At 38.1% G+C, this 23,238-nt stretch carries 21 protein-coding genes and 1 tRNA gene; 14 read left to right on the top strand and 8 right to left on the bottom strand.

Annotated features, from left to right (window positions below; all coding sequences use genetic code 11):
• Nucleotides 1-142 precede the first annotated feature (142 nt).
• Nucleotides 143-1,627, top strand: a complete 1,485-nt coding sequence (locus BFJ97_RS22165; protein ID WP_068986782.1) for an aldehyde dehydrogenase family protein — start codon at nucleotides 143-145, stop codon at nucleotides 1,625-1,627.
• Between the two features lie 192 nt (nucleotides 1,628-1,819).
• Here the strand turns inward: BFJ97_RS22165 and rpoN are convergent, their stop codons facing one another.
• Together rpoN and BFJ97_RS22155 are read right to left on the bottom strand one after the other, a co-directional pair.
• Nucleotides 1,820-3,103, bottom strand: coding sequence for an RNA polymerase factor sigma-54 (rpoN, locus tag BFJ97_RS22160; protein WP_068986781.1), 1,284 nt, complete (start codon nucleotides 3,101-3,103; stop codon nucleotides 1,820-1,822).
• A 496-nt stretch (nucleotides 3,104-3,599) separates the two neighbouring features.
• Nucleotides 3,600-4,664: a M24 family metallopeptidase gene (locus BFJ97_RS22155; RefSeq protein WP_068986780.1), complete on the bottom strand. Its 1,065-nt coding sequence runs from the start codon at nucleotides 4,662-4,664 to the stop codon at nucleotides 3,600-3,602.
• A 131-nt stretch (nucleotides 4,665-4,795) separates the two neighbouring features.
• Between BFJ97_RS22155 and BFJ97_RS22150 the strand changes: the two genes are divergently transcribed.
• Together BFJ97_RS22150 and BFJ97_RS24950 are read left to right on the top strand one after the other, a co-directional pair.
• On the top strand, nucleotides 4,796-6,478 hold the full coding sequence (locus tag BFJ97_RS22150) for a peptide ABC transporter substrate-binding protein (RefSeq protein WP_068986779.1): 1,683 nt from the start codon (nucleotides 4,796-4,798) through the stop codon (nucleotides 6,476-6,478).
• Between the two features lie 246 nt (nucleotides 6,479-6,724).
• The gene (locus BFJ97_RS24950; protein ID WP_175401839.1) at nucleotides 6,725-6,898 is read left to right on the top strand and encodes a hypothetical protein; all 174 of its coding nucleotides are present in this window, start codon (nucleotides 6,725-6,727) and stop codon (nucleotides 6,896-6,898) included.
• Here the strand turns inward: BFJ97_RS24950 and BFJ97_RS22145 are convergent.
• Genes BFJ97_RS22145 through BFJ97_RS22130 form a run of 4 tightly spaced genes read right to left on the bottom strand, consistent with a single transcriptional unit; the run spans nucleotide 6,892 to nucleotide 11,214 of the window.
• Nucleotides 6,892-7,254: a DUF3899 domain-containing protein gene (locus BFJ97_RS22145; RefSeq protein WP_223555331.1), complete on the bottom strand. Its 363-nt coding sequence runs from the start codon at nucleotides 7,252-7,254 to the stop codon at nucleotides 6,892-6,894. The genes BFJ97_RS24950 and BFJ97_RS22145 overlap by 7 nt on opposite strands.
• A complete protein-coding gene (locus tag BFJ97_RS22140; RefSeq protein ID WP_083227129.1) occupies nucleotides 7,251-9,239 on the bottom strand; it encodes an ABC transporter ATP-binding protein in 1,989 nt (662 codons plus the stop codon). Before BFJ97_RS22140 ends, BFJ97_RS22145 begins: the two co-directional genes overlap by 4 nt.
• A gap of 13 nt (nucleotides 9,240-9,252) precedes the next feature.
• On the bottom strand, nucleotides 9,253-10,287 hold the full coding sequence (gene opp3C, locus BFJ97_RS22135) for an oligopeptide ABC transporter permease (RefSeq protein WP_068986777.1): 1,035 nt from the start codon (nucleotides 10,285-10,287) through the stop codon (nucleotides 9,253-9,255).
• A gap of 3 nt (nucleotides 10,288-10,290) precedes the next feature.
• Nucleotides 10,291-11,214, bottom strand: a complete 924-nt coding sequence (locus tag BFJ97_RS22130; RefSeq protein WP_068986776.1) for an ABC transporter permease — start codon at nucleotides 11,212-11,214, stop codon at nucleotides 10,291-10,293.
• 419 nt (nucleotides 11,215-11,633) lie between these two features.
• On the opposite strand from BFJ97_RS22130, the gene BFJ97_RS22125 reads away from it, so the two are divergent.
• The 6 genes from BFJ97_RS22125 (at nucleotide 11,634) to tsaD (ending at nucleotide 15,113) form a co-directional block, all read left to right on the top strand.
• A tRNA-Asp gene (locus BFJ97_RS22125) sits at nucleotides 11,634-11,709 on the top strand.
• A 331-nt stretch (nucleotides 11,710-12,040) separates the two neighbouring features.
• A complete protein-coding gene (locus BFJ97_RS22120; protein ID WP_068986775.1) occupies nucleotides 12,041-12,382 on the top strand; it encodes a hypothetical protein in 342 nt (113 codons plus the stop codon).
• Nucleotides 12,383-12,498: 116 nt separating this feature from the next.
• Nucleotides 12,499-12,948 carry a tRNA (adenosine(37)-N6)-threonylcarbamoyltransferase complex ATPase subunit type 1 TsaE gene (gene tsaE / locus BFJ97_RS22115; RefSeq protein WP_083227131.1) on the top strand — a complete coding sequence of 150 codons (450 nt, stop codon included), beginning with the start codon at nucleotides 12,499-12,501 and terminating at the stop codon, nucleotides 12,946-12,948.
• Nucleotides 12,945-13,652, top strand: a complete 708-nt coding sequence (gene tsaB / locus BFJ97_RS22110) for a tRNA (adenosine(37)-N6)-threonylcarbamoyltransferase complex dimerization subunit type 1 TsaB (protein WP_068986774.1) — start codon at nucleotides 12,945-12,947, stop codon at nucleotides 13,650-13,652. The genes tsaE and tsaB overlap by 4 nt, the downstream gene beginning before the upstream one ends.
• Nucleotides 13,645-14,097, top strand: a complete 453-nt coding sequence (gene rimI / locus BFJ97_RS22105) for a ribosomal protein S18-alanine N-acetyltransferase (protein ID WP_068986773.1) — start codon at nucleotides 13,645-13,647, stop codon at nucleotides 14,095-14,097. Before tsaB ends, rimI begins: the two co-directional genes overlap by 8 nt.
• Nucleotides 14,097-15,113: a tRNA (adenosine(37)-N6)-threonylcarbamoyltransferase complex transferase subunit TsaD gene (tsaD, locus tag BFJ97_RS22100; RefSeq protein WP_083227130.1), complete on the top strand. Its 1,017-nt coding sequence runs from the start codon at nucleotides 14,097-14,099 to the stop codon at nucleotides 15,111-15,113. The genes rimI and tsaD overlap by 1 nt, the downstream gene beginning before the upstream one ends.
• 542 nt (nucleotides 15,114-15,655) lie before the next feature.
• Here tsaD and BFJ97_RS22095 read toward each other — a convergent pair.
• Nucleotides 15,656-17,599, bottom strand: a complete 1,944-nt coding sequence (locus BFJ97_RS22095) for an ABC transporter ATP-binding protein (RefSeq protein ID WP_068986772.1) — start codon at nucleotides 17,597-17,599, stop codon at nucleotides 15,656-15,658.
• A 247-nt stretch (nucleotides 17,600-17,846) separates the two neighbouring features.
• On the opposite strand from BFJ97_RS22095, the gene BFJ97_RS22090 reads away from it, so the two are divergent.
• The 3 genes from BFJ97_RS22090 (at nucleotide 17,847) to tatC (ending at nucleotide 19,865) form a co-directional block, all read left to right on the top strand.
• Complete coding sequence (locus tag BFJ97_RS22090; RefSeq protein ID WP_068986771.1) at nucleotides 17,847-18,482, top strand: redox-sensing transcriptional repressor Rex; 636 nt, start codon at nucleotides 17,847-17,849, stop codon at nucleotides 18,480-18,482.
• 355 nt (nucleotides 18,483-18,837) lie between these two features.
• On the top strand, nucleotides 18,838-19,023 hold the full coding sequence (locus BFJ97_RS22085) for a twin-arginine translocase TatA/TatE family subunit (protein WP_068986770.1): 186 nt from the start codon (nucleotides 18,838-18,840) through the stop codon (nucleotides 19,021-19,023).
• Nucleotides 19,024-19,040: 17 nt separating this feature from the next.
• A complete protein-coding gene (tatC, locus tag BFJ97_RS22080; RefSeq protein ID WP_068986769.1) occupies nucleotides 19,041-19,865 on the top strand; it encodes a twin-arginine translocase subunit TatC in 825 nt (274 codons plus the stop codon).
• Between the two features lie 101 nt (nucleotides 19,866-19,966).
• On the opposite strand, the gene BFJ97_RS22075 is transcribed toward tatC, so the two are convergent.
• Complete coding sequence (locus tag BFJ97_RS22075; protein WP_068986768.1) at nucleotides 19,967-20,731, bottom strand: CPBP family intramembrane glutamic endopeptidase; 765 nt, start codon at nucleotides 20,729-20,731, stop codon at nucleotides 19,967-19,969.
• A gap of 169 nt (nucleotides 20,732-20,900) precedes the next feature.
• Between BFJ97_RS22075 and groES the strand changes: the two genes are divergently transcribed.
• Nucleotides 20,901-21,185, top strand: coding sequence for a co-chaperone GroES (gene groES / locus BFJ97_RS22070; RefSeq protein ID WP_068986767.1), 285 nt, complete (start codon nucleotides 20,901-20,903; stop codon nucleotides 21,183-21,185).
• 125 nt (nucleotides 21,186-21,310) lie between these two features.
• A complete protein-coding gene (groL, locus tag BFJ97_RS22065; protein WP_068986766.1) occupies nucleotides 21,311-22,942 on the top strand; it encodes a chaperonin GroEL in 1,632 nt (543 codons plus the stop codon).
• The last annotated feature ends 296 nt before the right edge of the window (nucleotides 22,943-23,238 follow it).

The following is a 23,238-nucleotide window of genomic DNA, read 5'->3' as shown; positions in this document are numbered from 1 at the left end:
TATCTGTAGCAAAAGCGAAGCGGCAGCAACAAAAGTTTTCTGTGCGAAAGCAAAGCGGCAGCAACAAAAGTTTTCTGTGCGAAAGCGAAGCGGCAGCAACAATGAAGCCAAGGTGAAATTGATGATAAGAAGGGGTGGCAAAATGGAGGCATTATTAACATTGAAACCAAAGGTGAAGGAATTTTTACAATCGACAATTGGTTTATATATTAATGGTGAATATGTACATTCTCAATCAGGTAAAACATTTGAAGTATTAAATCCCGCAAATGAAGAGGTAATTGCAACAGTACATGAAGCACAAGCTAAAGATATCGACATAGCTGTATTGGCTGCACAAAAAGCATTTGATGATGAATGGTCCATCATGGATGCAGCAGAACGCTCACGTATTATTTATAAATTTGCAGATCTACTAGAGGAGCATCGGGAAGAACTTGCACAGCTAGAATCATTAGATAATGGTAAGCCATACAAAACGGCTTTAGCTGATGATGTGGACGGTACTGTACAACATTTCCGTTATTATGCAGGATGGGCAACAAACATAACAGGAAAAACGGTGCAAGTATCAAAGGATTACTTAAACTACATTGTCCATGAGCCAGTAGGGGTTGTAGGGCAAATCATTCCATGGAATTTTCCGCTTGCAATGGCTGCATGGAAATTAGGCTCGGCATTAGCAGTAGGTTGTACAGTTGTTATTAAACCTGCAGCGGAAACGCCATTATCGCTATTGTACGTAGGTCAATTAATAAAACAAGCTGGCTTCCCAGATGGTGTTGTGAACATCGTACCAGGCACAGGTGAAGCAGGTGAAGCTGTTGTTACACATAAAGGTGTAGCAAAGGTAGCATTCACTGGATCCACAAAGACAGGAATTCACGTCATGAAAAAAGCAGCAGACGATGTGAAAAGTGTAACATTGGAGCTTGGAGGTAAATCTCCAGCAATCGTTTTACAAGATGCTGACGTAGAAGAGGCAATAGAAGGAACATTTGCTGGGACAATGTACAATCACGGACAAAATTGTAGTGCATGTACAAGGGTCTTTGTACACAGTAGCTTATACGCTCAGTTTGTTGAGCGACTTGCCGAAAAAGCAAAAGCATTAAAATTAGGACCGGGGCTGGATTCAGAAACAGATATGGGGCCACTTGTTTCACAAAAACAACTAAATACAGTACTTGGTTTCATTGAAAAAGGAAAAGAAGAAGGTGCACGCCTAGTAGCAGGTGGGGAGCGCGAATTTAACAAAGGTTATTTTGTACAACCAACTGTATTTGCTGATGTACAGGATGATATGACAATTGCTCGTGAAGAAATTTTCGGACCGGTTATGTCTATTTTCTCATTTGACACAGTGGAAGAAGTGATTGCTCGTGCAAATGATAGTAAGTATGGACTCGCAGCAAGCATTTGGACTGAAAATGTGAAAAAAGCACATTATATCGCCAGTAAGCTACAAGCAGGAACGGTATGGATTAATGATTTTGGTTTAGAGTGGGAAACGATGCCATTCGGAGGTTACAAGCAATCAGGTGTTGGTCGCGAAATGGGCGGCGAATATGGCTTGTCCAACTATACGGAAGTTAAAAGTGTCTTCGTAAATATGAAGCAAAACTAAGTGGATTCCTTCATATAGGCTCTTTATCAAAAGTGGGAAGATAATTGTTAAAACATATGTCATTCTTTTGCCTCAAGTCGCTCATCGGACGCCCCAAGGAAAGACCTACAGTCGGAACGGAAATCACCCCACATTATGGTGGTGGGCCTTCATACATTTAAAAAGGAGCTACTTAACTGAGAGTAGCCCCTTTTAAAATTGAATCACTTTACGTCTTGTAGATGACGGAATGTTCATTTCTTTACGATATTTTGCTATTGTACGACGTGATATTTCGATACCAAGTATAGTGTTGAAATGCTCGGCAATTTTTTGATCTGAGAAAGGCCTCTTTTTATTCTCAGTTTTAATATAGTCAGACAAAAGCGATTTTACCTTTATTTGTGAAACACTGTTACCATTTGCTGTTTGTAATTTAGAAGTGAATAAATCTCGAAGTTCAAATGTCCCGAAAGCCGTTTGTACATATTTATTCGTTGTCACTCGGCTAACTGTCGATTCATGTACTTCAATTTGTTCAGCAATTTCACGCAAAGTAAGAGGCTCTATAGCATCAAAGCCATGTGTAAAAAAGCCTTTTTGCTTTTCAATAAGTGCCTTCATGATTTTAATAATTGTATTTCGGCGCTGCTCAATACTGTTAACTAGCCATTGATAGTCTGATAAATACTTTTTAAAATAACTCTTTTCAGAGGAATTGGCAGTAATGTATGGTGCATAGTCCGCATGTATATTGATTTTAGGTAAATAATAATCATTTAATGAAAAAATGATGGCACCATCAACAATCTCAACAATAATATCCGGTGTATGATGATGTGTAGCTTCCTGATGAAACAGTGAGCTAAGTTTAGGCTGCAAAGTTTGGATGAATCGATAAATTCCTTGCAATTCATAAAGGGATATATCTAACTTGTCAGAAATTTGTTTCCATTTCTGGTTAGCAAGTTCATCAAGATAAAAGGAAATTACTGTTTCCGTATGAGCAGGGCTATTTTCACAATACATTGTTTGTAATAGCAGGCATTCTTTCAAATTCCGTGCCCCAACACCAAGTGGTCCAATGTTTTGTAATAAGTGAATGCCCTTTTCGATTTCATGATCTTGATAAGTCGGTGTCATTGGTTGTTCATAGTAGCCGTTGTCATCCAAATGATAAACAATATGTTTAAGCAGTTTAATGTCCTTATCTTCATGGAAGGTTAGCTTAATTTCCTCAAATAAATCATCACGAATATTTTTTTCATATTTAGTTACATGTTCCAAGATATTTGTGTGACGGCTAACACCTTTTGAAAAATGTGTACGTTCTTGAAATCTCGGTTCATTTAACTCTACTAATGGATTTTCGAGCTCTTGTTCACGAATATACTGTTCTAACTCTAGTGTAGAATATTGTAGTAACTCGATGGCTTGACGAAGTTGTGCAGTCATCACTAAATTCAAATCTTGAGTTTGTTTGATAGAAAGCTGCATTTTAAAACCTCCATTCTCCATTTAAGTATTTAAATCTATAGAAAATGATGCTCTTGAGTAATAGTGACAATAATTCTAGACATTTATCACTAAAGTAAAAAGGAGCTTTAGTGATAAATGTCTATTATAAAGATATTTAACTTCGTGTTGGCCTAAAGCCTCCGGTGGATGTCATGGAATCGGAAAAGAGTTCATAAAGGATGTTAGTCTAAAATCATCGCATCCATGCGATAACGGCTAACTGACCTGCATCACGCAGGCCTAAGCACAAAGCCGATTCCGGACGCAATTATGCCGAGGCATAATTGATAATGTGTCAAAAAAATGAACATTATTAAGAGTGTGTATAAATAATGAAAAAGGGCTCTTTACCAACATATGTACTTGACTGTGAATTTCATTCCGGGAGACGCTTTCCTTTAGTATGGTCCGAGCCTCCCTCCAATCCATAGGCTTTCATACCAACAATACACTTTTTCAAAATTAAAAGGTTACTTTATAAAATAATAAGCTCTTTTGGTGAGTGTGTGATAACTTCAACTCCGTTTTTTGTAACGATGACATCATCTTCTATACGTACTCCGCCAAAATCAGGAATGTAAATACCAGGCTCAACAGTAAGCACCATATTCTCTTCTAGGATGTCTTCGCATACTGTAGACATAAAAATATTTTCATGAATATCTAAGCCGATCCCGTGCCCCGAACCGTGTCCATAATTTTGTCCATAGCCTTTAGCTTTTATGAAATCTCGTGAAAAGCTGTCTGCTTCTTTTCCAGTAATACCAGCCTTCATACTAGATAGAGCAATTTGTAATGAGTCATAAACGATTTGGTATATTTCCATTAGTTTTTCAGGTGGTTCGCCAACTGCAATTGTTCTTGTCATATCTGAACGATAGCCTTGATAATAGGCACCAAAATCAAGTGTCAGCATATCACCTTCTTCAATTATTTTGTCAGATGCAACACCATGCGGAAGTGCAGAACGATGACCAGAAGCAATAATTATATCGAATGCAGCTCCAGTAGCTCCGTTTTTACGCATATGAAACTCTAACTCATTTGCGATATCAATTTCTGACACTCCTGGTTTAATAAATGTCAAAATATATTTGAATGCCTCATCTGAAATCCACGCTGCTTTCTTAATCAATTCAATTTCTTCTGGTGTTTTTATCATGCGTAAATTTTCCACAATATTAGATAGCGGCTTTAATGTTGCTGTTAATTTACTAGACATTAATTGATATACCTCATAAGTAACATGTTGTTGCTCAAAACCAACTGTTTGGATAGATTCTGTGTCTAAAATTTCTTGGATAGTTTCATATAAACGGCTGCGATCGATTTCACGAACATCAAATTCTTTACTTTGTTTTGTTGCTTGCTGTGTGTAACGGAAATCTACGAGTAAAAGTGCTTGAGTCGGTGTAATTACTACTGTACCTGCACTGCCTGTAAATCCTGTTAAATAACGACGGTTTTGATGACTCGTTATGATGAGAACATCCGATTGTTGAGCTCGTAATGATACACGTAATTGTTCTAGTAGTGACATGTTATAATTCCCCCTTTTTAAATATACTGCAAGATTTGTGCCAAAATTAAAATATGGTGTCGGCACGAATATTGCATATATGTTTTGTTGCACGGTAGCAATCGTGCAATAAAATCAAAGGGGAAATGACAATGACTAAAAAGACAAAATGGTTAGTCGTGTTATTAGGGCTGATGCTAGTTGTATTAGTTGGCTGCTATGGTAAGGAGGATAATTCTTCTGCTAGCCCAACTGGTGGCAATAGTACGGACAAAGAGTCTACTACTGACGGTGACACAACTGTTGGACAGGAACTGCATTTAGTAGCGGGAGGGGATTTAGCAACAATGAGTTCATTAGGGAGTGTAGATGCACTTGCAGTTACTGCAATGAACTCTGTATTTGAGGGGTTGTACCGTATCGGACCAGAAAATACACCAGTGCCAGGAATGGCAGAGTCATATGAAGCTTCAGAGGATGGTACTGTATATACATTTAAGTTACGCCAAGATGCTGTGTGGAGTAATGGTACACCTGTTACAGCACATGATTTTGAATACGCTTGGAAAAGAGCTATCAATCCTAAAACGCAAGCAATTTATTCTTATTTAATGCTAGATATAAAAAATGCAGCGAGTGTTCAAAAAGAGGGCGATCCTCTATATGGTAAAGTAGATGAAATTGGCGTTAAAGCGCTAAACGATTACACATTGGAAGTCCAACTAAATGCTCCAATTCCATATTTCATAAGCTTAACAACGTACGCACCGTTCTTTCCACTAAACAAAGAATTCACAGAAGCACAAGGCGATCAATATGCGTTAGAAGCAGCAAATATGATTTATAATGGTCCGTTCGTAATGGAATCATGGCAGCATGGTCAAGGCTGGACATTCGTAAAAAATGAAAACTATTGGGATAAAGACAGTGTGAAGCTTACAAAAATCACACAAAAAATCGTGAAAGATACGGCAACAGCTGTCAACTTATATGAAGCAGGAGAAATCGACACTGCTGAGCTTTCGAGTGAGTATGTTGCTCAATACAAAGATAGCCCAGAGTTTTCAACATTTTTAAAACCGAATACGTATTTTATCCGAATGAACCATGAAAATAAAATCCTATCAAACAAGAACATTCGAAAAGCTATCGATATGGCTTGGGATAAACAAGGCTTTGCAGATGTGATTTTACAGGATGGCTCTATTCCAGCATATTTTTTAGTACCCCTTGGATTATCAACAGATGAAAAAGGTGTTGATTTCCGAGAAGGGAACGGTGATATGAATAAAACAAATGTTGAATTGGCAAAGGAAGCATGGGCTACGGGTTTAAAGGAGCTTGGGGTAGATCAAGTAAAACTTGAGTTTTTAACTTATGACCGTGCAGAGTCTAAAAAAGCTGCAGAATTTATTAAAAATCAATTAGAAACAAATCTTAAAGGTCTAGAGCTAACAATCAACATGCAACCTAATAAGCAAAAGCTAGCATTAGAAGGGGCTGTTGACTATGATTTAGACTACGGTGGTTGGGGCCCTGATTATCAAGATCCTATGACATATATTGAATTATTTGAATCCACGGCTTACTACAACCAATCTCACTATAAAAATGAAGAGGTTGATGCATTAATTAAAAAAGCTAAAACAACTTCTGATGTTTCCGAACGTTGGAAATTAATGCAACAAGCTGAAAAGATTATGATGGATGATGTTGCATTTGCACCGACATTCCAAAAAGGTATAAGTCGTTTGACGAAGCCATATGTAAAAAATTTATATGAACATCCGTTTTCGGCGGACATTAGCTATAAATGGGTTGAAATTGTAAAGTAAAAAAAGATGCTGCCTACTTAGATAGGAGGGCACTGAAAAAGTCTATATCTTCTCACATTGCGAGGTATTCAACGATTAAATCGTTGAATACCTCGCTTTCTTCATTTGGCACTGTGACTCTACTGTTGTTTTCCGAAGCATTCCGCTCGCGAGCGATGCTTCTCCAAACAACGCAATATATCACACTATTATTTTAGTCACGCTTTTCTTTATAATAAAAGAATTAATGTGCAGGTGGTGCCCCCGTTGATATCAAATCAAGAAACCCTTAATTTAAGTCCATATATGGCGATCTACGATAGCTCGAAGCTCGCCTACAGGAAGCGTTGCTCTGTGCGAAAGCGAAGCGTCAGCAACAAAGCGAGTAGCCTGGAACGGAAATCAACCACTCGTTATAGTAAAAAAGCCTCCTATCAATAGAAAACAACAGATAAAATAGTTGTCATTATACAGCCACTCAAACCTGCTAGTAGCAGTGGATAGGTAAAGGTATAGGATGGCGCTTGTACGTATTCCAAGTCACCATCTAACTCATAGGCGTAGGTGCCGTTTTTAGTGACGCGAGCAAAAAAACGTTTAAAGCTGTAAGTGATCCCATTAAAAAGCCCGCCTTGCACAACAAACAATAGTGCTCCAACGATTGTAAAAGTAAGTGAAGCAAGGAAAGTGTGATTAATGATCGTCAGCATTGTCATCGATTGCTTTAAGAGCAATGTATAGAGAAGGGAACATAGCAAAATGCAGCCAGTAAATAATAAAGTTATTTTTAATTTCATTGCAGTATGCTCTCGCTGATTGCTTGATGGTATTGGGTAAGTTCTTCTTCTGTCAGCATGACAAAATGGCCTGGACGTACTTCTGTAAAGCTTTCACTTTCTCTATTAGTAGCGTTATATTCAACCTCATTAAAAATAATACGTTGTCGTTCACGTTCTAATTTTGGATCAGGCAATGGTATAGCAGATAATAGTGCCTTTGTATAAGGGTGAATTGGGTGATCATAGAGCTCTTGGCTTTCTGCAAGCTCGACTATTTTCCCACGATGCATGACGCCGATACGATTACTAATATATTTCACCATCGATAAATCATGTGCAATGAATAGATATGTCAGTCCACGTTCCTTTTGTAGCTTTTTCAATAAATTAACGATTTGTGCTTGAATCGATACGTCTAATGCGGAAATTGGTTCATCAGCAATAATTAGTTCAGGCTCTACAGCCAGGGCGCGTGCGATACCAATGCGTTGACGTTGCCCGCCGCTAAGCTCATGAGGGTAGCGATTAGCATATTCTTTCGTTAAGCCTACTATATTTAATAGCTCATAAATTTTTATCTTCCATTCGCTTTTTGGCACACCATGAATAGCAAGACCTTCTGAAATAATGTCAGCAATTTTCATACGTGGATTTAAGGAAGAATAAGGGTCTTGAAAAATCATTTGCACCTTGCGATTAAAGGCTAACTTTTCTTGCCTCGTCTTTGCTTCATTAATATTCCTACCGTCGATGTGAATATCGCCTGCAGTTACTATATTGAGTCCAATAATCGAGCGGCCTGTCGTGGACTTGCCACAGCCAGATTCTCCAACTAAACCAAAGATTTCTCCTTTATAAATATCAAAAGTAATGCCGTCTACAGCTTTGTTGATAGTGTTTTTATCTAATTTAAAATGCTGCTTTACTCCTTTTAATGATAAAAACGGGTTGGTTGTATCAAATACAGGAGCTTTTTCACGTTCATTGCATTCAGCTAGTGCTAACTGTTGATGAATCGGTATCATTTTAGGAGCTTGCTCATGCAATAACCAAGTCGCGGCATAGTGTGTGTCACTGACCTTAAACATGGGTGGTTCCTCTAAAAAATCGATTTTAAGTGCCTGCTTATTACGAGCAGCGAAGGCATCACCATTCGGCGGATGCAGTAAGTTTGGTGGTGTTCCTGGAATAGCGTACAGTGTGTCGGTTTCAATATCTGGGTTTGGCATTGCAGCAAGTAGACCTTGTGTATATGGATGCTGACAATGGTAAAAAATTTCATCGACTAAGCCAATTTCAATAATTTTTCCGGCATACATCACGGCAACACGATCAGCCATTTTTGCTACAACACCCAAATCATGTGTAATAAATATAATTGAAAGATTCATCTTTTTTTGAATGTTTTTTAGCAATTCTAGAATTTGTGCTTGAATCGAAACGTCTAGAGCTGTGGTAGGTTCATCGGCAATAATAATACGAGGCTCGCAAGCAAGTGCCATCGCGATAACGATACGTTGACGCATTCCTCCAGAAAATTGGTGAGGATATTGTTTATAGCGCTTATCCGCTTCGTTAATGCCAACAAGCTGTAATAGTTCAATCACACGTTCTGTTATTTGATGACCACGTAATGCTGTATGTTTTTTTATGCTCTCTGCAATTTGACTACCGATTGTCATCGTGGGGTTTAATGCAGTCATCGGATCCTGGAAGATCATTGAGATTTCAGCTCCGCGGATGGCACGTATTTCCTGCTCTTTGCACGTTAAAATATCTTTCCCATTGTATAAAATTTGACCATGTTTCAGCATTGTTGTTTCGACAGGGTTTAGTCGTAATAGGCTTTTAGATGTAACTGACTTCCCAGAACCTGACTCGCCAACGATTGCTAGTGTTTCACCTTCATATAAGTCGAAGGATACATTACGTACAGCCTGCACCTCACCATTATACGTATTAAATGAAACACTTAAATTTTTAACTTCTAATATTTTTTTCAATGCGCATCCCTCCTTATTTACGTGTTTTTGGATCGAATGCATCACGCAGTCCATCACCGAGTAGATTAAAGCTAATCATAATTAAACTAATGACAATGGATGAAAAAATCATGCCATGTGGATAAATACGTAGTAATTTATAAGAGTCATTAACAATCGTTCCTAAGGAAGCTGTTGGTGGCTGTAGTCCTAGGCCGATAAAACTCAATAATGCTTCAGTAAAGATGGCTCCTGGGATGGTAAAAGTAGTAGCTACAATAATTGGACCTAGCGTATTAGGAATTAAATGTTTCCAAATTAAACGTTGGTTACTAGCACCGAGCGTTCTAGAAGCAAGAACAAATTCATATGATTTTAACTTTAGTATTTGTGCTCGTACGATACGTGCCATACTAATCCACCCAACGATAACCATCGCAATAGTAATAGAAATGATGCCTGGTTTTAAAATAAGAATGAGAAGAATATTAACAATTAGCCCAGGAATACCAACTAACACTTCAATAATACGTTGCATAATATGATCAGTGCGACCACCATAAAATGCTGAAACAGCCCCGTAAGCAACGCCTATAATTAAATCAATTGTTGCTGCTAAAAAAGCAATATAAAGAGATATACGTGTGCCTTGCCAAATACGTGTCCATAAATCCCGACCTAATTCATCTGTACCGAACCAAAAATATTCACTTATACCTTTAGCTTTATATTGGTCAACACCACGACTATCAACACCGTTTAAGCCTAAGAATGAAATATTCTCAAGAACAGGGACTTTTGGTGGTAAATTTGTCCGCGCAATATTTTGTTCATCGTAGCCATGATTATTCATAAATGGACCGAAAATGGCTAGTAAAATAACTAAAATAATAATGCATAAACCAACGATGGCTGCTTTATTTTTGCGTAAGCCAAGCCATGCATCTTGCCAAAATGATTGTTCAGAACGATACGTAAAATCATCGCTCAATTCATGTTGAGAGACAGGCTCAAATAAATCAGGAGGATATTTTTTTAGTGTTGCATCCTCAGTTATTTTTGTTGTCATAAATTACTCGCCTCCTGTGACACGAATTCGAGGGTCAATGAATCCGTATAAAATATCAATAATTAAGATAACGCTTACAAATAGAACAGCATAAAAGATTGTTGTTCCCATAATAAGTTGATAATCATTCGTAATAATGGAATTAACAAATTGTTCGCCTAAGCCAGGGATACTAAAAATTTTTTCAATAACAAGTGAGCCAGTAATCGTATTAACAGTTAATGGTCCGATAATTGTAATGATTGGGATTAGTACATTTCGAATACCATGCTTTGTAATGATAAAGGAATTCGATAGTCCTTTTGATTTCGCTGTTAAAATATATTCTTGATGGAGTACTTCCAACATTTCAATCCGTGTAAAGCGGGCAATTGTTGCAACAACACCTACCGCTAAAGCGATTGTTGGTAAGATTGAGTATTCAAAACCGTTCCAAAAGGCGATTGGTAGCCAGCCTAGTTTGACACCAATCCAGTATTGTAAAAAACCTGCAAATACAAAGGATGGAATGGAGATACCGAGCACAGCTAAAACCGTAGCCCCGTAATCTATAATGGTGTTGTGCCTTAGTGCTGCTATTATACCTAGCAGTAAGCCTATTAAAGTACCGACAGTTACGGCTTGAAATCCTAGAATGGCAGAGGCACCGATACGTTCTTGAATTATTTTTGTAACCGGACGATTATCAAAAACAAATGAAACACCTAAATCCCCTTGTACAAAATTTGCTAAGTAAATACCGAATTGAATAGGTACCGGTTTATCTAGACCGTATTTTTTGTAAAGTAATTCTTTTTGGGCTTCAGGTAAGCGTTCATCATTAAATGGGGAACCGGGTAGTGCCTTCATAAGCAAAAAAGAAAGCAAAATGATAATAAATAATGTAATGATCATGTAGCCGATTCGAGTAAAGATGTACCGAATCATTGAAACGACCTCCTTATGAAATAGTTTGTTGAATCTATTTAATTTATTTGCAAAAACGGTGCCAAAAGTTGTGGATGACATTTGTTAAGACGTATGCTTTGTATATTAGTTGATTGGAGTGGAGACTGGGCGACTCCTTGGGGATTAGCGTCACAGATGAGACCCTGGAGCGAGCAACGCGAGTGAAGCGGCTCATCGGACGCCCCCAGGAAAGCGCCCAGTCGGAACGGAAATCAACCACACGTTATGGTGATGATCCCAAAAGATGGGTAATGATTAAATGATTGGCTCATCCCCGAAAGTTGTGGATGACATTATTTAAAACACATGCCAAGTATATATTTAGGTGAAAATAAAAAAAACGAAAAAAATCTTGCATGAGGCATTTTCCTATGATATATTAATAGATGTCTTAGAGAGGTCCCGTGGTGTAGCGGTTAACATGCCTGCCTGTCACGCAGGAGATCGCCGGTTCGATCCCGGTCGGGACCGCCATTATAAATGATAATATAGTTCTTATGATGCTTTTAAAATCATAAGGACTTTTTTATTGTTATTATAAGGAAATTTGTGGATATTGATAATTTCTAAAAAATGTATGGTAAAATTGGTTTTATCATATTGTTGAAGTATCAAATACAATGAAAGTTGGAGGGGCGGTCGCCAGAACGTTTGAGGAAGCTACACATTGTGCCTCACCCCAACATTTGATGTAGAGCCACTAAATTAATAAATCTAACAAGTGGAACAATAAACATAGAAGTTAGGTGACTATCTTTTTATCAATTTCTCCCAAGAGAAGGAGATTGTCTTTGGAGGTGTTAACATGAGAAAGTATAATTACATAAAATGTCTTTATATAAGTTTGTTCGTAGGTGCTTTGGTTATCCTCGTAGGTTGTGGAGATCCTATTTTAGAAATAGAGGAGTCCAATGCGTACCACTGGCAAACAAATATGAATGAAGCGGAATTTGAAAAATTAAAAGAAGGTATGTCGTATATGGAAGTGGTGGAGATTGCAGGGGGAGCAGAAGAGATGGTGAAAAAAGATCAATACCGCTGGAATGATGAAATACTTATGACAAAAGCCTATATAGTACGATTTAAAGATGATAAATTGGTTGATAAAAAGGTTATTGATATAGAGGGTTATTCAACAACAAAGTAAGCACGTCTTCTACAAAGGGGGACGTGTTTTATTTTTTAAAATCATTGGATGTTTTGAACATTTACGCTTGTTTCGGTAAACTAGAGGTAATGGAGCTAGGAGAGGAAAAAGAGATGATGTATGAAAAAATAATGAATTCGCTGGATGATACTGAGCATTTTGCGTTGAAGCTAGCAAACTTACTAGAAGCCCAGGATACAATTACATTAGAAGGTGATTTGGGCGCTGGTAAGACGACATTTACGAAAGCATTAGCGAAGGGGCTTGGCGTGAAGCGAACGGTCAATAGTCCAACATTTACGATTGTAAAGCAATATGAGGGACGTGTACCATTTAATCATTTAGATGTTTATCGTTTAGCGGAAAGCGATGAAGATCTTGGCTGGGACGAGTTATTTTATAGTGATGCGGTGTCAGTTGTCGAGTGGGCTCATTTAATTGAACAGGACTTACCGCAGGAGCGTCTTGGAATAGAAATTTACCGAGTTGGAGAAAATCAACGACGGTTTGTATTAATACCTCTTGGAAAGCGATATGAGGCATTATGTGAGGAGCTAATGAAATGATTTGGTTAGGGATTGAAACAGCGAATGCACCACTTTCTATTGCTGTCGTAAGGGATGGTAAAGTGATTGCAGAAATTGTACAAAATATAAAATTAACGCATTCAGCGGGTGCGATGCCAGCCATTGAAGAAGTGCTAGTAAAGGCTGGCATAAAGCCAAATGAGTTAGATGCGATTGCTGTATCAGAAGGGCCTGGTTCATATACAGGTGTTCGAATAGGTGTGACACTTGCTAAAACATTAGCGTGGACATTGAAAAAACCTTTAGTAGGAATATCAAGCTTAAAGACATTGGCTGCAAATGCAGCACTATATGGTGGATTTATTTGCCCTATCTTTGATGCGCGAAGAGGCAATGTCTATTCGGCAGTTTATAAAGGCTATGAGCTTGATGTGATTATAGATGACGATCACGATCATATAGATGGATTGTTAGAACGTTTACAGGCTTTAGAGACTCCGGTTTTATTTGTCGGAGCAGACGTAGATGTTTTTTGGCATAGAATTGTAGAGGTACTAGGTGATTTTGCTCTGCGTACACCATTTAGCAACGACCTACCACGAGCGAGTGAAACTATTCGATTAGCGACTAAAGTGGAACTACCAAGTGTAGATGCAATTCATCATTTTGTCCCGCAATACAAACGTATTGCAGAGGCGGAGGCGAATTGGCTGAAGGAACAAAAGGAGAAGGCACATGAGTAGTAATATAATGTATCGTAAAATGGTATCTGAGGATGTCCCAGCAGTATATGAAATAGAGCTTGCAACATTTTCTGCACCATGGACGTTAGATTCTTTTTACTATGAGGTGCATGAAAATCAGTATGCACATTATGTGTTGGCGGTGGATGCGGACGGTAGTATTATCGGCTTTTGTGGCATGTGGATGGTTATAGACGCAGCGCAAATTACGAATGTAGCTGTTATAGAGGCAGCTCGCGGCCGAGGTATTGGTGAAGAATTGATGCGAGAGTCTATGCGTATTGCTCGACAGCATGAAATGGAAGTTATGAGTTTAGAGGTGCGCGTAACGAATACAGTTGCTCAAAATCTTTATCGAAAGCTTGATTTCCAAGATGGTGGCATACGTAAAGGCTATTATACAGATAACGGGGAGGATGCCCTTGTCATGTGGGTGAATTTATGATGGAAAATCGAATTATTTTAGCAATAGAATCGAGCTGTGATGAAACAGCAGCAGCGATTATTCGAAATGGCTCTGAAATTGTTTCTAATGTGGTTGCGTCTCAAATAGAAAGTCATAAACGATTTGGTGGGGTTGTACCTGAAATTGCATCTCGTCATCATGTTGAGCAAATTACAATAGTCATAGAAGAAGCGTTAGCACAGGCAGACATGAAGCCGGCTGATTTAGATGCGGTGGCAGTTACTGAGGGGCCTGGTCTAGTAGGTGCATTGTTAATTGGGATTAATGCTGCGAAGGCTTTTGCATTTGCCAACAATTTACCGATTATCGGTGTGCATCATATAGCAGGACATATATATGCTAATGCACTCGTGCAGCCAATGGAATTCCCATTATTAGCACTTGTCGTATCAGGTGGCCATACAGAGCTAGTTTATATGAAGGAACACGGCTCTTTTGAAGTCATCGGAGAGACGAGAGATGATGCTGCTGGTGAGGCTTATGATAAGGTTGCGCGTGTCTTAGGCTTACCGTATCCAGGTGGTCCGCGTATTGATAAGCTAGCACATGAGGGGGATGAGGCCGTAACCTTCCCAAGAGTGTGGTTAGAGGAAGATTCTTATGATTTTAGCTTTAGCGGTCTGAAATCAGCCGTTATTAATTATAAACATAATATGGATCAGCGTGGAGAAGAGATTTCTCCTACTGCTGTTGCCAAAGGGTTTCAAGATAGTGTAGTTGAAGTGCTAACAGCGAAAACATTAAGAGCAGCTCGTCAATATAAAGTGAAACAGGTTATTGCAGCTGGAGGTGTAGCGGCTAATAAGGGCTTGCGTACATCACTTGATTCTGTATTTGCGGAAGAAGGGATCCCGGTTTATGTGCCGCCATTAAAACTGTGTACAGATAATGCAGCTATGATAGGGGCAGCAGCAACACCAATGTTTGAAGCAGGTATTCGCGGTAATTTATCAATGAATGGTCGCCCTGGGATGGAGTTGAAATCCTGGGTTTAACTTCTTTCAGACCTAATCACAAAGTAGATTTCGGCCGCAATTATGCTGAGGCATAATTGATTATAGAAAAAGAGGTGTTTTAGATTTGATTCTAAAATACCTCTTTTTGCTTTTGTGAAAAAAATTGTCGATAAGAAAATTATGAATTCAATAAAAAGAGCGCTATTGACAAATTTTTCAGAAAATTATCCACAGGTAAGATGGAAAATAAAACAGCGAACATCCGTACTTATGCACAAAATGTTGATAACTTGTGTATAACTTGTGATTATTCAATATATAGTAGCGTGTTTTACACAAATAGATGTGGGTAAAATAATTTTTAATTGTGGACAATGTGGAAAAGTCTGTTGATATGTTGGTATTACTATATTTATTGTGTGTATAAAGTTGTGGGCATTTTTTGTCGAAAAATAGCACTTGACCAATATATATGAAAAATAGAGGCGAGTAAAGGAAAAAGCCATGTGACAAGGCACATGGCTTATAAGGTTTGTCCCGCAATAAGTTGCAGTTAACCTCCCACTGAGTAAAGTTTTCTTTTATAAAATGATATTTTCAAGTTCTTCATTTAGCTCAAGCCATTCCATTTCAAATAGCTCATGCTGTTCCTTAACAGTTGATAATTCTCCCTGAAGCTGAGTAATTTTTTCGTGGTCTGTGAAAATTTCTGGATCACAAAGCGCTTCTTCTAAACGAGCTATATCAATAGTTACTTCCTGCATTTTTCCTTCTAGTTCTTCAATTGAGCGTCTAATTTGGCGCTCACGTTTTTTAGCCTCTTTATCAATTTTAGAGGTAGAGGACTTCTCAAGTATCTCTGTTTTAGCTTGAGGTTGGGCGGCAGCTTTCATTTGTTCAATTTCTAAAAGCTCCTGTTTTTTCTCAAGATAATAGTCATAGTCACCCAAGTATTCAAAGGAACCATCGCCAGACAACTCAATCACTTTAGTAGCAATTCGATTGATGAAATATCGGTCATGCGATACAAATAAGAGTGTCCCAGGATAATCAATAAGCGCGTTTTCCAGTATCTCTTTACTATCTAGGTCTAAGTGGTTGGTAGGCTCATCGAGAATTAAGAAATTTGACTTTTGCATCATTAATTTAGCTAGTGCAAGTCTTGCCTTTTCACCACCAGATAAAGAGGATACGATTTTATCTACATCATCTCCACTGAATAAAAAACGACCTAGCACCGTTCGAATATCTTTTTCATTCATTAAAGGCCATTCATCCCACAGCTCTTTTAGAACACTTTTATTGCTCGATAGTTTTGCCTGTTCTTGATCATAATAACCAATTTGAACATTTGTGCCATAGCGAATTTCTCCAGAAAGTGATGGTAAATCTTTTACGATGGTCTTTAATAAAGTTGATTTACCAACACCATTTGGCCCAACAAGTGCAATGCGATCTTCGCGGAATGCACGTAATGTGATACCTTTTGATATTTTCTTATCACCATAACCAACAGCTAAGCTATCAATAGATAATACATCGTTCCCACTTTGACGTTCGATGGTAAAACCGAAGCTTGCGGACTTTTCATCGCCATCAGGAGATTCCATCCATTCTGTTCGTTCAAGCATTTTACGACGACTTTGTGCCATTTTAGTAGTAGAAGCACGAGCAATATTTTTTTGGATAAAATCCTCAAGCTTTGCTTTCTCATCTTGCTGACGCTCATATAACCTTAAATCACGCTCATAATTTTTCGCTTTTTCGTCTAAATAGGCACTATAATTGCCTGTATATTTTGTGACGCGGTGACGAGAAACTTCGTAGACAATGGAAACAACCTGGTCTAAGAAGTAGCGGTCATGGGAAACAATTAAAATAGCCCCTTCATAGCCTTTTAAATAGGATTCCAACCAGGAGAGGGTTTCAATATCTAAATGGTTAGTAGGCTCATCGAGTATTAATAAATCAGGTTTACTTAAGAGGAGCTTAGCTAGAGCTAAACGAGTTCGTTGACCCCCTGATAATGAGCTTATTGGTTTTTCATAATCTTCAGGATAGAATTGCATGCCGTGAAGCACAGAGCGTGTATCAGATTCATATTGATAGCCACCTGCATCCTTAAAATTATGTTGTAATTGATCGTATTCGGACATTATTTTTGCATACAAAGAAGGGTTTTCATAGACAGTTGGATCGGCCATTTGTTGTTCAAGTGACCGAAGTGTTTTTTCTTGTGCGATAATTGGTTCAAAAATTGACATCATTTCGTCCCAAATCGATAACGTTGAGTTTAACCCAGCATGCTGCTCCAAATATCCAATCTGCACACCTTTAGGGATAATAATATCGCCTGAGTCATATGACATTTGACCAGCAATTATTTTAAGTAAAGTGGACTTACCAGCACCGTTACGTCCCACTAATGCAACGCGGTCACGATGTTGAACCTCTAATTTTACGCCGCTTAAAATTTCATCTGCAAGGAAGGATTTATATAGTTGATTGACCTGTAAAACAATCATTCTTGACACCTCAATTCTTCCTTAGTGTAATGGATGAGCGATTCGCTTGCAATGTCGATGCTTTACTTATTCCGAGCTGTCATGTAAGATTGAAACGATTTCCCTTTAGTTAGTGGCGTAAAAAGCGCCATTAACTAAAGGGAAATACTCTAGTGGATATTAATATTTATATATATAGTTAATGATGCATGTATTAAAATTACTAGCTAAGTACATTCAAACTGAGACATTTTAAGGAGGAGAAAGTTTGAAACAAGAATTAAAAATTCCACAAGCCACTACAAAAAGACTTCCTCTTTACTATCGATTTATCCAAAACTTTGCACAAGAAGGCATGGAACGTATTTCGTCGAAGGAACTGAGTGAAGCGATGAAAATTGATTCTGCAACTATTCGCCGTGACTTTTCTTATTTTGGTGCTCTTGGCAAAAAGGGTTACGGCTATGATGTGCAGCATCTATTAAAATTTTTTAGTCAAACACTCGATCAGCACGAAACGACAAAAGTAGCGTTAATTGGTGTAGGGAATTTAGGTAGCGCTTTATTAAAATATAATTTCCAAAAAAATCACAATACTCATATTGTGGTGGCTTTTGATTCAAAGGCACCAAAGGACGGGAAGATGATCAGCAATATTCCTGTTTTTCATCCGGATTTGTTAGAAGAAAAGTATGCAGAATATGGAGCAGAGCTTGCGATTTTAACAGTTTCACCACGCTCTGCACAGAAAATGGCTGATAGATTAGCGGCAATGAATGCAAAGGGTATTTTAAACTTTACGCCAGAGCGGTTAACGGTGCCAGATAGAATGCAGCTTTTAACAATCGATTTATCGGTAGAATTGCAAGCGCTTATTTATTTAATTCGCAATCAGGAAGAGTGAAAAATGTACATATTTAGCTTCTTTCAGCGAGTGTATAAAGAACCGCTCAAATAGAGGAACTCAGTCTAAGAACGCCACGTCCTGTGGCAATTTATCTGTGCGAAAGCGCAGCGACAGCAACACGGTTTTATCTGTGCGAAAGCGCAGCGACAGCAACAACAACAACAACAACACACGACTGAGTGACCAACATCACGTTGGCCCAAAGCCTCCGATGGATAGTATAGTTCACAGTTTCTGTCAAATGTAAGCATGAAATAAAATGAGAGAGTGACGAAAAACTTTCACATATAATTAGTTAGCAAAATGACGAAATATGCGTTAAAATGATGGATATAAAGAGGAGGTGGCTGTAATGGGTAGTATTGGTCCTATGAGCCTCATTATTATCGGAATTGTCGCGTTACTAATTTTTGGTCCTAAGAAGTTACCAGAGCTGGGTAAAGCATTCGGTTCAACATTACGTGAATTCAAAAATGCTACTAAAGGTTTAGCCGATGAAGATGATGATGACAAGAAAAAGAAAGAACTAGATAAGTAAGTTAGGATGTTTGAGGAATGAATCCAAAAGATCTAACTGTCATTGAGCATATAGAAGAATTAAGAAAACGGCTTTTCATTGTTGCCGTTTTCTTTGTTCTCGCTATGGTTGGCGGCTTTTTTGTGGCAAAGCCGCTTGTTAAATACCTTCAAAGTACTGGAGCGAATTATAATATAGAGCTTCATGCATTTGATGTAGTAACACCACTTGCGATTTATTTACAAGTTGTTTTTTTAATTGCATTTATCCTTTCATCACCAGTGTTAATGTATCAACTGTGGTCGTTTATTAGCCCAGGATTAAGGGACGTAGAACGAAAAGCAACCTTAAGCTATATACCGTATTCATTTTTATTGTTTATCGCAGGGCTATCCTTTTCATTCTATTTATTATTCCCTTATGTCATAAAATTCATGATGAATTTGTCGGTCGAGTTGGAGATTCAGCAAACAATAGGAATACATGAGTATTTTACATTTTTATTTAAGCTTACAATACCTTTTGGTTTCCTTTTCCAATTGCCGGTTGTTATTTTATTCTTTTCACGTATAGGGATATTGAATCCTGATTTACTAATTCGTATTCGTAAATATTCGTACTTTGGTTTATTTGTGTGTGCCGCTATTATCGCACCACCTGAATTGGCTTCACATTTAATGGTTTCAGTACCATTGTTTGCGCTCTATGAAATTAGCATTGTGATTTCGCGTATTGGGTACAAGAAATACTTGAAATCAGAGGAAATACGTTTGAAGGAAGAGCAGGAAGCTGAGCAAAAACGCCAGGTTGAAGAGGCACTTGAACAGCAGCGACGACAAATAGAAGAATTGAATCAAAAATAAATAGTGGAAGCTCGATGCGAGATAATAGCATCGAGCTTTTTTGTTATAAAAGAATAGGTTAGAATCTAAAAAATCAGTGGGAAGAAAATTCCCACTGAATTTTATTGCATTTTTTCGAGTTCTTCAAGAAACTTTTGTAATGGTTCTGCAAACACTTGTACAAATGTCACAAATCCATTAAGCATGACATGGGCGATAATGGACGTCCAAATGCGTTTTGTTTTGTGATATAAGAAGGCAAAAATCAATCCACAAATTGTATAAAGCAAAATATGTGTGAAGTCGAAATGAATAAGTCCGAAGAAAATGGCACTTACGATTGCGGCTACCCAAAAATTAGTTGTTTGGACAAGTGATCCAAAAATAACACGACGGAAGACGAACTCTTCTAAAACTGGGCCAAAGACGACAATTGCTAGTATTGTAATAGGAGCACCTTTCGCAATAGCTACAATATCAGCTGTGTTTTGTGACCCACCTTGGATACCGAATACAGTCATTTCGATAGCAGCGCCAATCATTTGACCAAAGAAAACTAAGAAGAAACCAATAATTCCCCATACAATTGTAAGTGGTATGGTTTCTTTCTTTCCTTTATAAATAGCCCAAAATGCTTTATCGCGAGAAGTTAGGATTAAAATTAAAATTAACGCAATGGCAAAGCTAAGTGCGATATACCAGCCTTGCGTAAGCGGAGCGGCTTGCTCAGAAGGTAAACCGGTTGTACTCATAACAAGCTTGTGAAACGGTATTAACAGCCATCTGCCTGATATTTGCATGAGAATATAAATCAGTAAAACATATAGGGCTGTTTTTTTATGTTTATTTATTTTTTGAGAAGTAGTCACAGTCAAAATCCTTTCCATTCATTATGCTACCTTTCTATTGTAGAGGAATATGGAAAGAAAACAAAATTTTTCGTAGTTCTGACTTGCAAAAGAAAGTGTGATTGATTATCATAATAATTGTGTTAGCACTCAACTAGATAGAGTGCTAATAAATCAACATATATTATTTATTAGGAGGTTGTTTCACTTGTTAAGACCACTAGGAGATCGTATTGTAATCCAACTAATCGAGGTAGAAGAAAAATCTGCATTCGGTATTGTACTGCCAGACTCTGCAAAAGAAAAACCGCAAGAAGGTAAAGTTGTAGCAGTTGGGACAGGTCGTATATTAGAGAACGGGCAACGTGTTGAGCTTGACGTTAAAGTTGACGACCGCATTATTTTCTCTAAATATTCAGGTACAGAAGTTAAGTATGAAGGTAATGAATACCTAATTTTACGCGAAAGTGATATTCTTGCAATTATTGAATAACTTAAATTAACTTGAAAAAGTTAATGCCTTTAGTGTTTGTCATGACAATTACACTGAGGCGAGATTAATATAAATATATATTTATAAAGCTTAACGAATATTCCATTCCAGGAGGGTAAATTCAAATGGCAAAAGATATTAAATTTTCAGAAGACGCTCGTTCATTAATGTTACAAGGTGTAGATAAATTAGCAAACGCAGTAAAGATTACTCTAGGGCCTAAAGGTCGTAATGTAGTGTTAGAAAAAAAATTCGGTTCACCACTTATTACAAATGATGGTGTAACAATTGCAAAAGAAATCGAATTAGAAAACCCATATGAAAACATGGGGGCAAAATTAGTAGCAGAAGTTGCTTCTAAAACAAACGAAATTGCTGGTGATGGTACAACAACTGCAACAGTATTAGCACAAGCAATTATTCGTGAAGGCTTGAAAAACGTAACAGCTGGTGCAAACCCTGTAGGCATTCGTAAAGGGATCGACAAAGCAGTTGCAGCAGCTCTTACAGAATTACACGCTATTTCTCGTCCAGTAAGTAACAAAGAGGAAATCGCACAAGTTGCGGCAATCTCTGCTGCTGATGATGAAGTAGGTCAATTAATTGCAGAAGCAATGGAACGTGTTGGTAACGATGGTGTTATTACTATTGAAGAATCTAAAGGCTTCACAACTGAGCTAGATGTAGTTGAAGGTATGCAATTCGATCGTGGTTATGCATCACACTACATGGTAACAGACACAGACAAAATGGAAGCGGTACTAGACAACCCTTACATTTTAATTACTGATAAAAAAATTACAAACATCCAAGAAGTATTACCATTATTAGAGCAAGTGGTACAACAAGGTCGTCCACTGTTACTGATCGCTGAAGATGTTGAAGGTGAAGCTCTTGCAACACTTGTAGTGAACAAACTGCGTGGTACATTCAATGCTGTAGCGGTGAAAGCTCCAGGATTTGGTGACCGTCGTAAAGCAATGCTAGAAGATATCGCAATTTTAACAGGCGGTCAAGTAATTACAGAAGAATTAGGCTTAGACCTTAAATCCGCTGATATTACATCACTTGGTCGCGCTGCAAAGGTTGTTGTTACAAAAGACAATACAACAATCGTAGAAGGCGTTGGCGGTGCAGAGACAATCGAAGGTCGTATTGGTCAAATCCGTGCACAGCTTGCTGAAACAACTTCAGAGTTCGATAAAGAAAAATTACAAGAACGTCTTGCAAAATTAGCAGGCGGTGTAGCAGTAATTAAAGTTGGTGCTGCAACAGAAACAGAACTAAAAGAACGCAAACTTCGCATTGAAGACGCTCTTAACTCAACTCGTGCAGCAGTTGAAGAAGGGATTGTATCAGGTGGTGGTACGGCACTTCTTAACGTATATGCAGCAGTTGAAAAAGTTGCAAATGCAGAAGAAGGTGACGTAGCAACTGGTGTGAAAATTGTTCTACGTGCATTAGAAGAACCAGTTCGTCAAATCGCTAACAACGCAGGTCTTGAAGGTTCAATTATCGTGGATCGCCTAAAACGCGAAGAAATCGGTGTAGGCTTCAACGCTGCAACAGGCGAATGGGTAAACATGATGGAAGCGGGCGTAGTAGACCCAGCGAAAGTAACTCGCTCAGCTCTACAAAACGCAGCATCTGTGGCAGCTTTATTCTTAACAACAGAAGCAGTAGTAGCAGACATCCCAGAACCAGCATCAGCAATGCCAGATATGTCTGGTATGGGCGGCATGCCAGGAATGATGTAATCTACGGCTCTAGTCAATTTAAAGAAGCTGGGACAAAAAGAAAAAATGTTAGACCGATTTCGGTCTAACATTTTTTTTGATTTAGGAAGGAACAATCTACTCATTGAAGCGAAAAAGTTATTATCTGTTTTCGCTATTTTTCAAAATAATCGAGTTCTGTCCCAGCCTCTTTCTTACCTCCAGTCAAGTGTAATTCTTTAATTTCTTTTGTTTTTTGATTTAGTTGTAGTTGGGAGGGGTACCCCTCCCAACTACAACTAAATTTTCGCACGACTAAAAGACCTTACGATTTTCTT

Origin of the sequence: Lysinibacillus xylanilyticus, assembly GCF_001708185.1 — a bacterium.
Classification (GTDB): Bacteria; Bacillota; Bacilli; order Bacillales_A; family Planococcaceae; genus Lysinibacillus; species Lysinibacillus xylanilyticus_A.
This window is presented reverse-complemented; position numbering and strand designations above follow the sequence as displayed.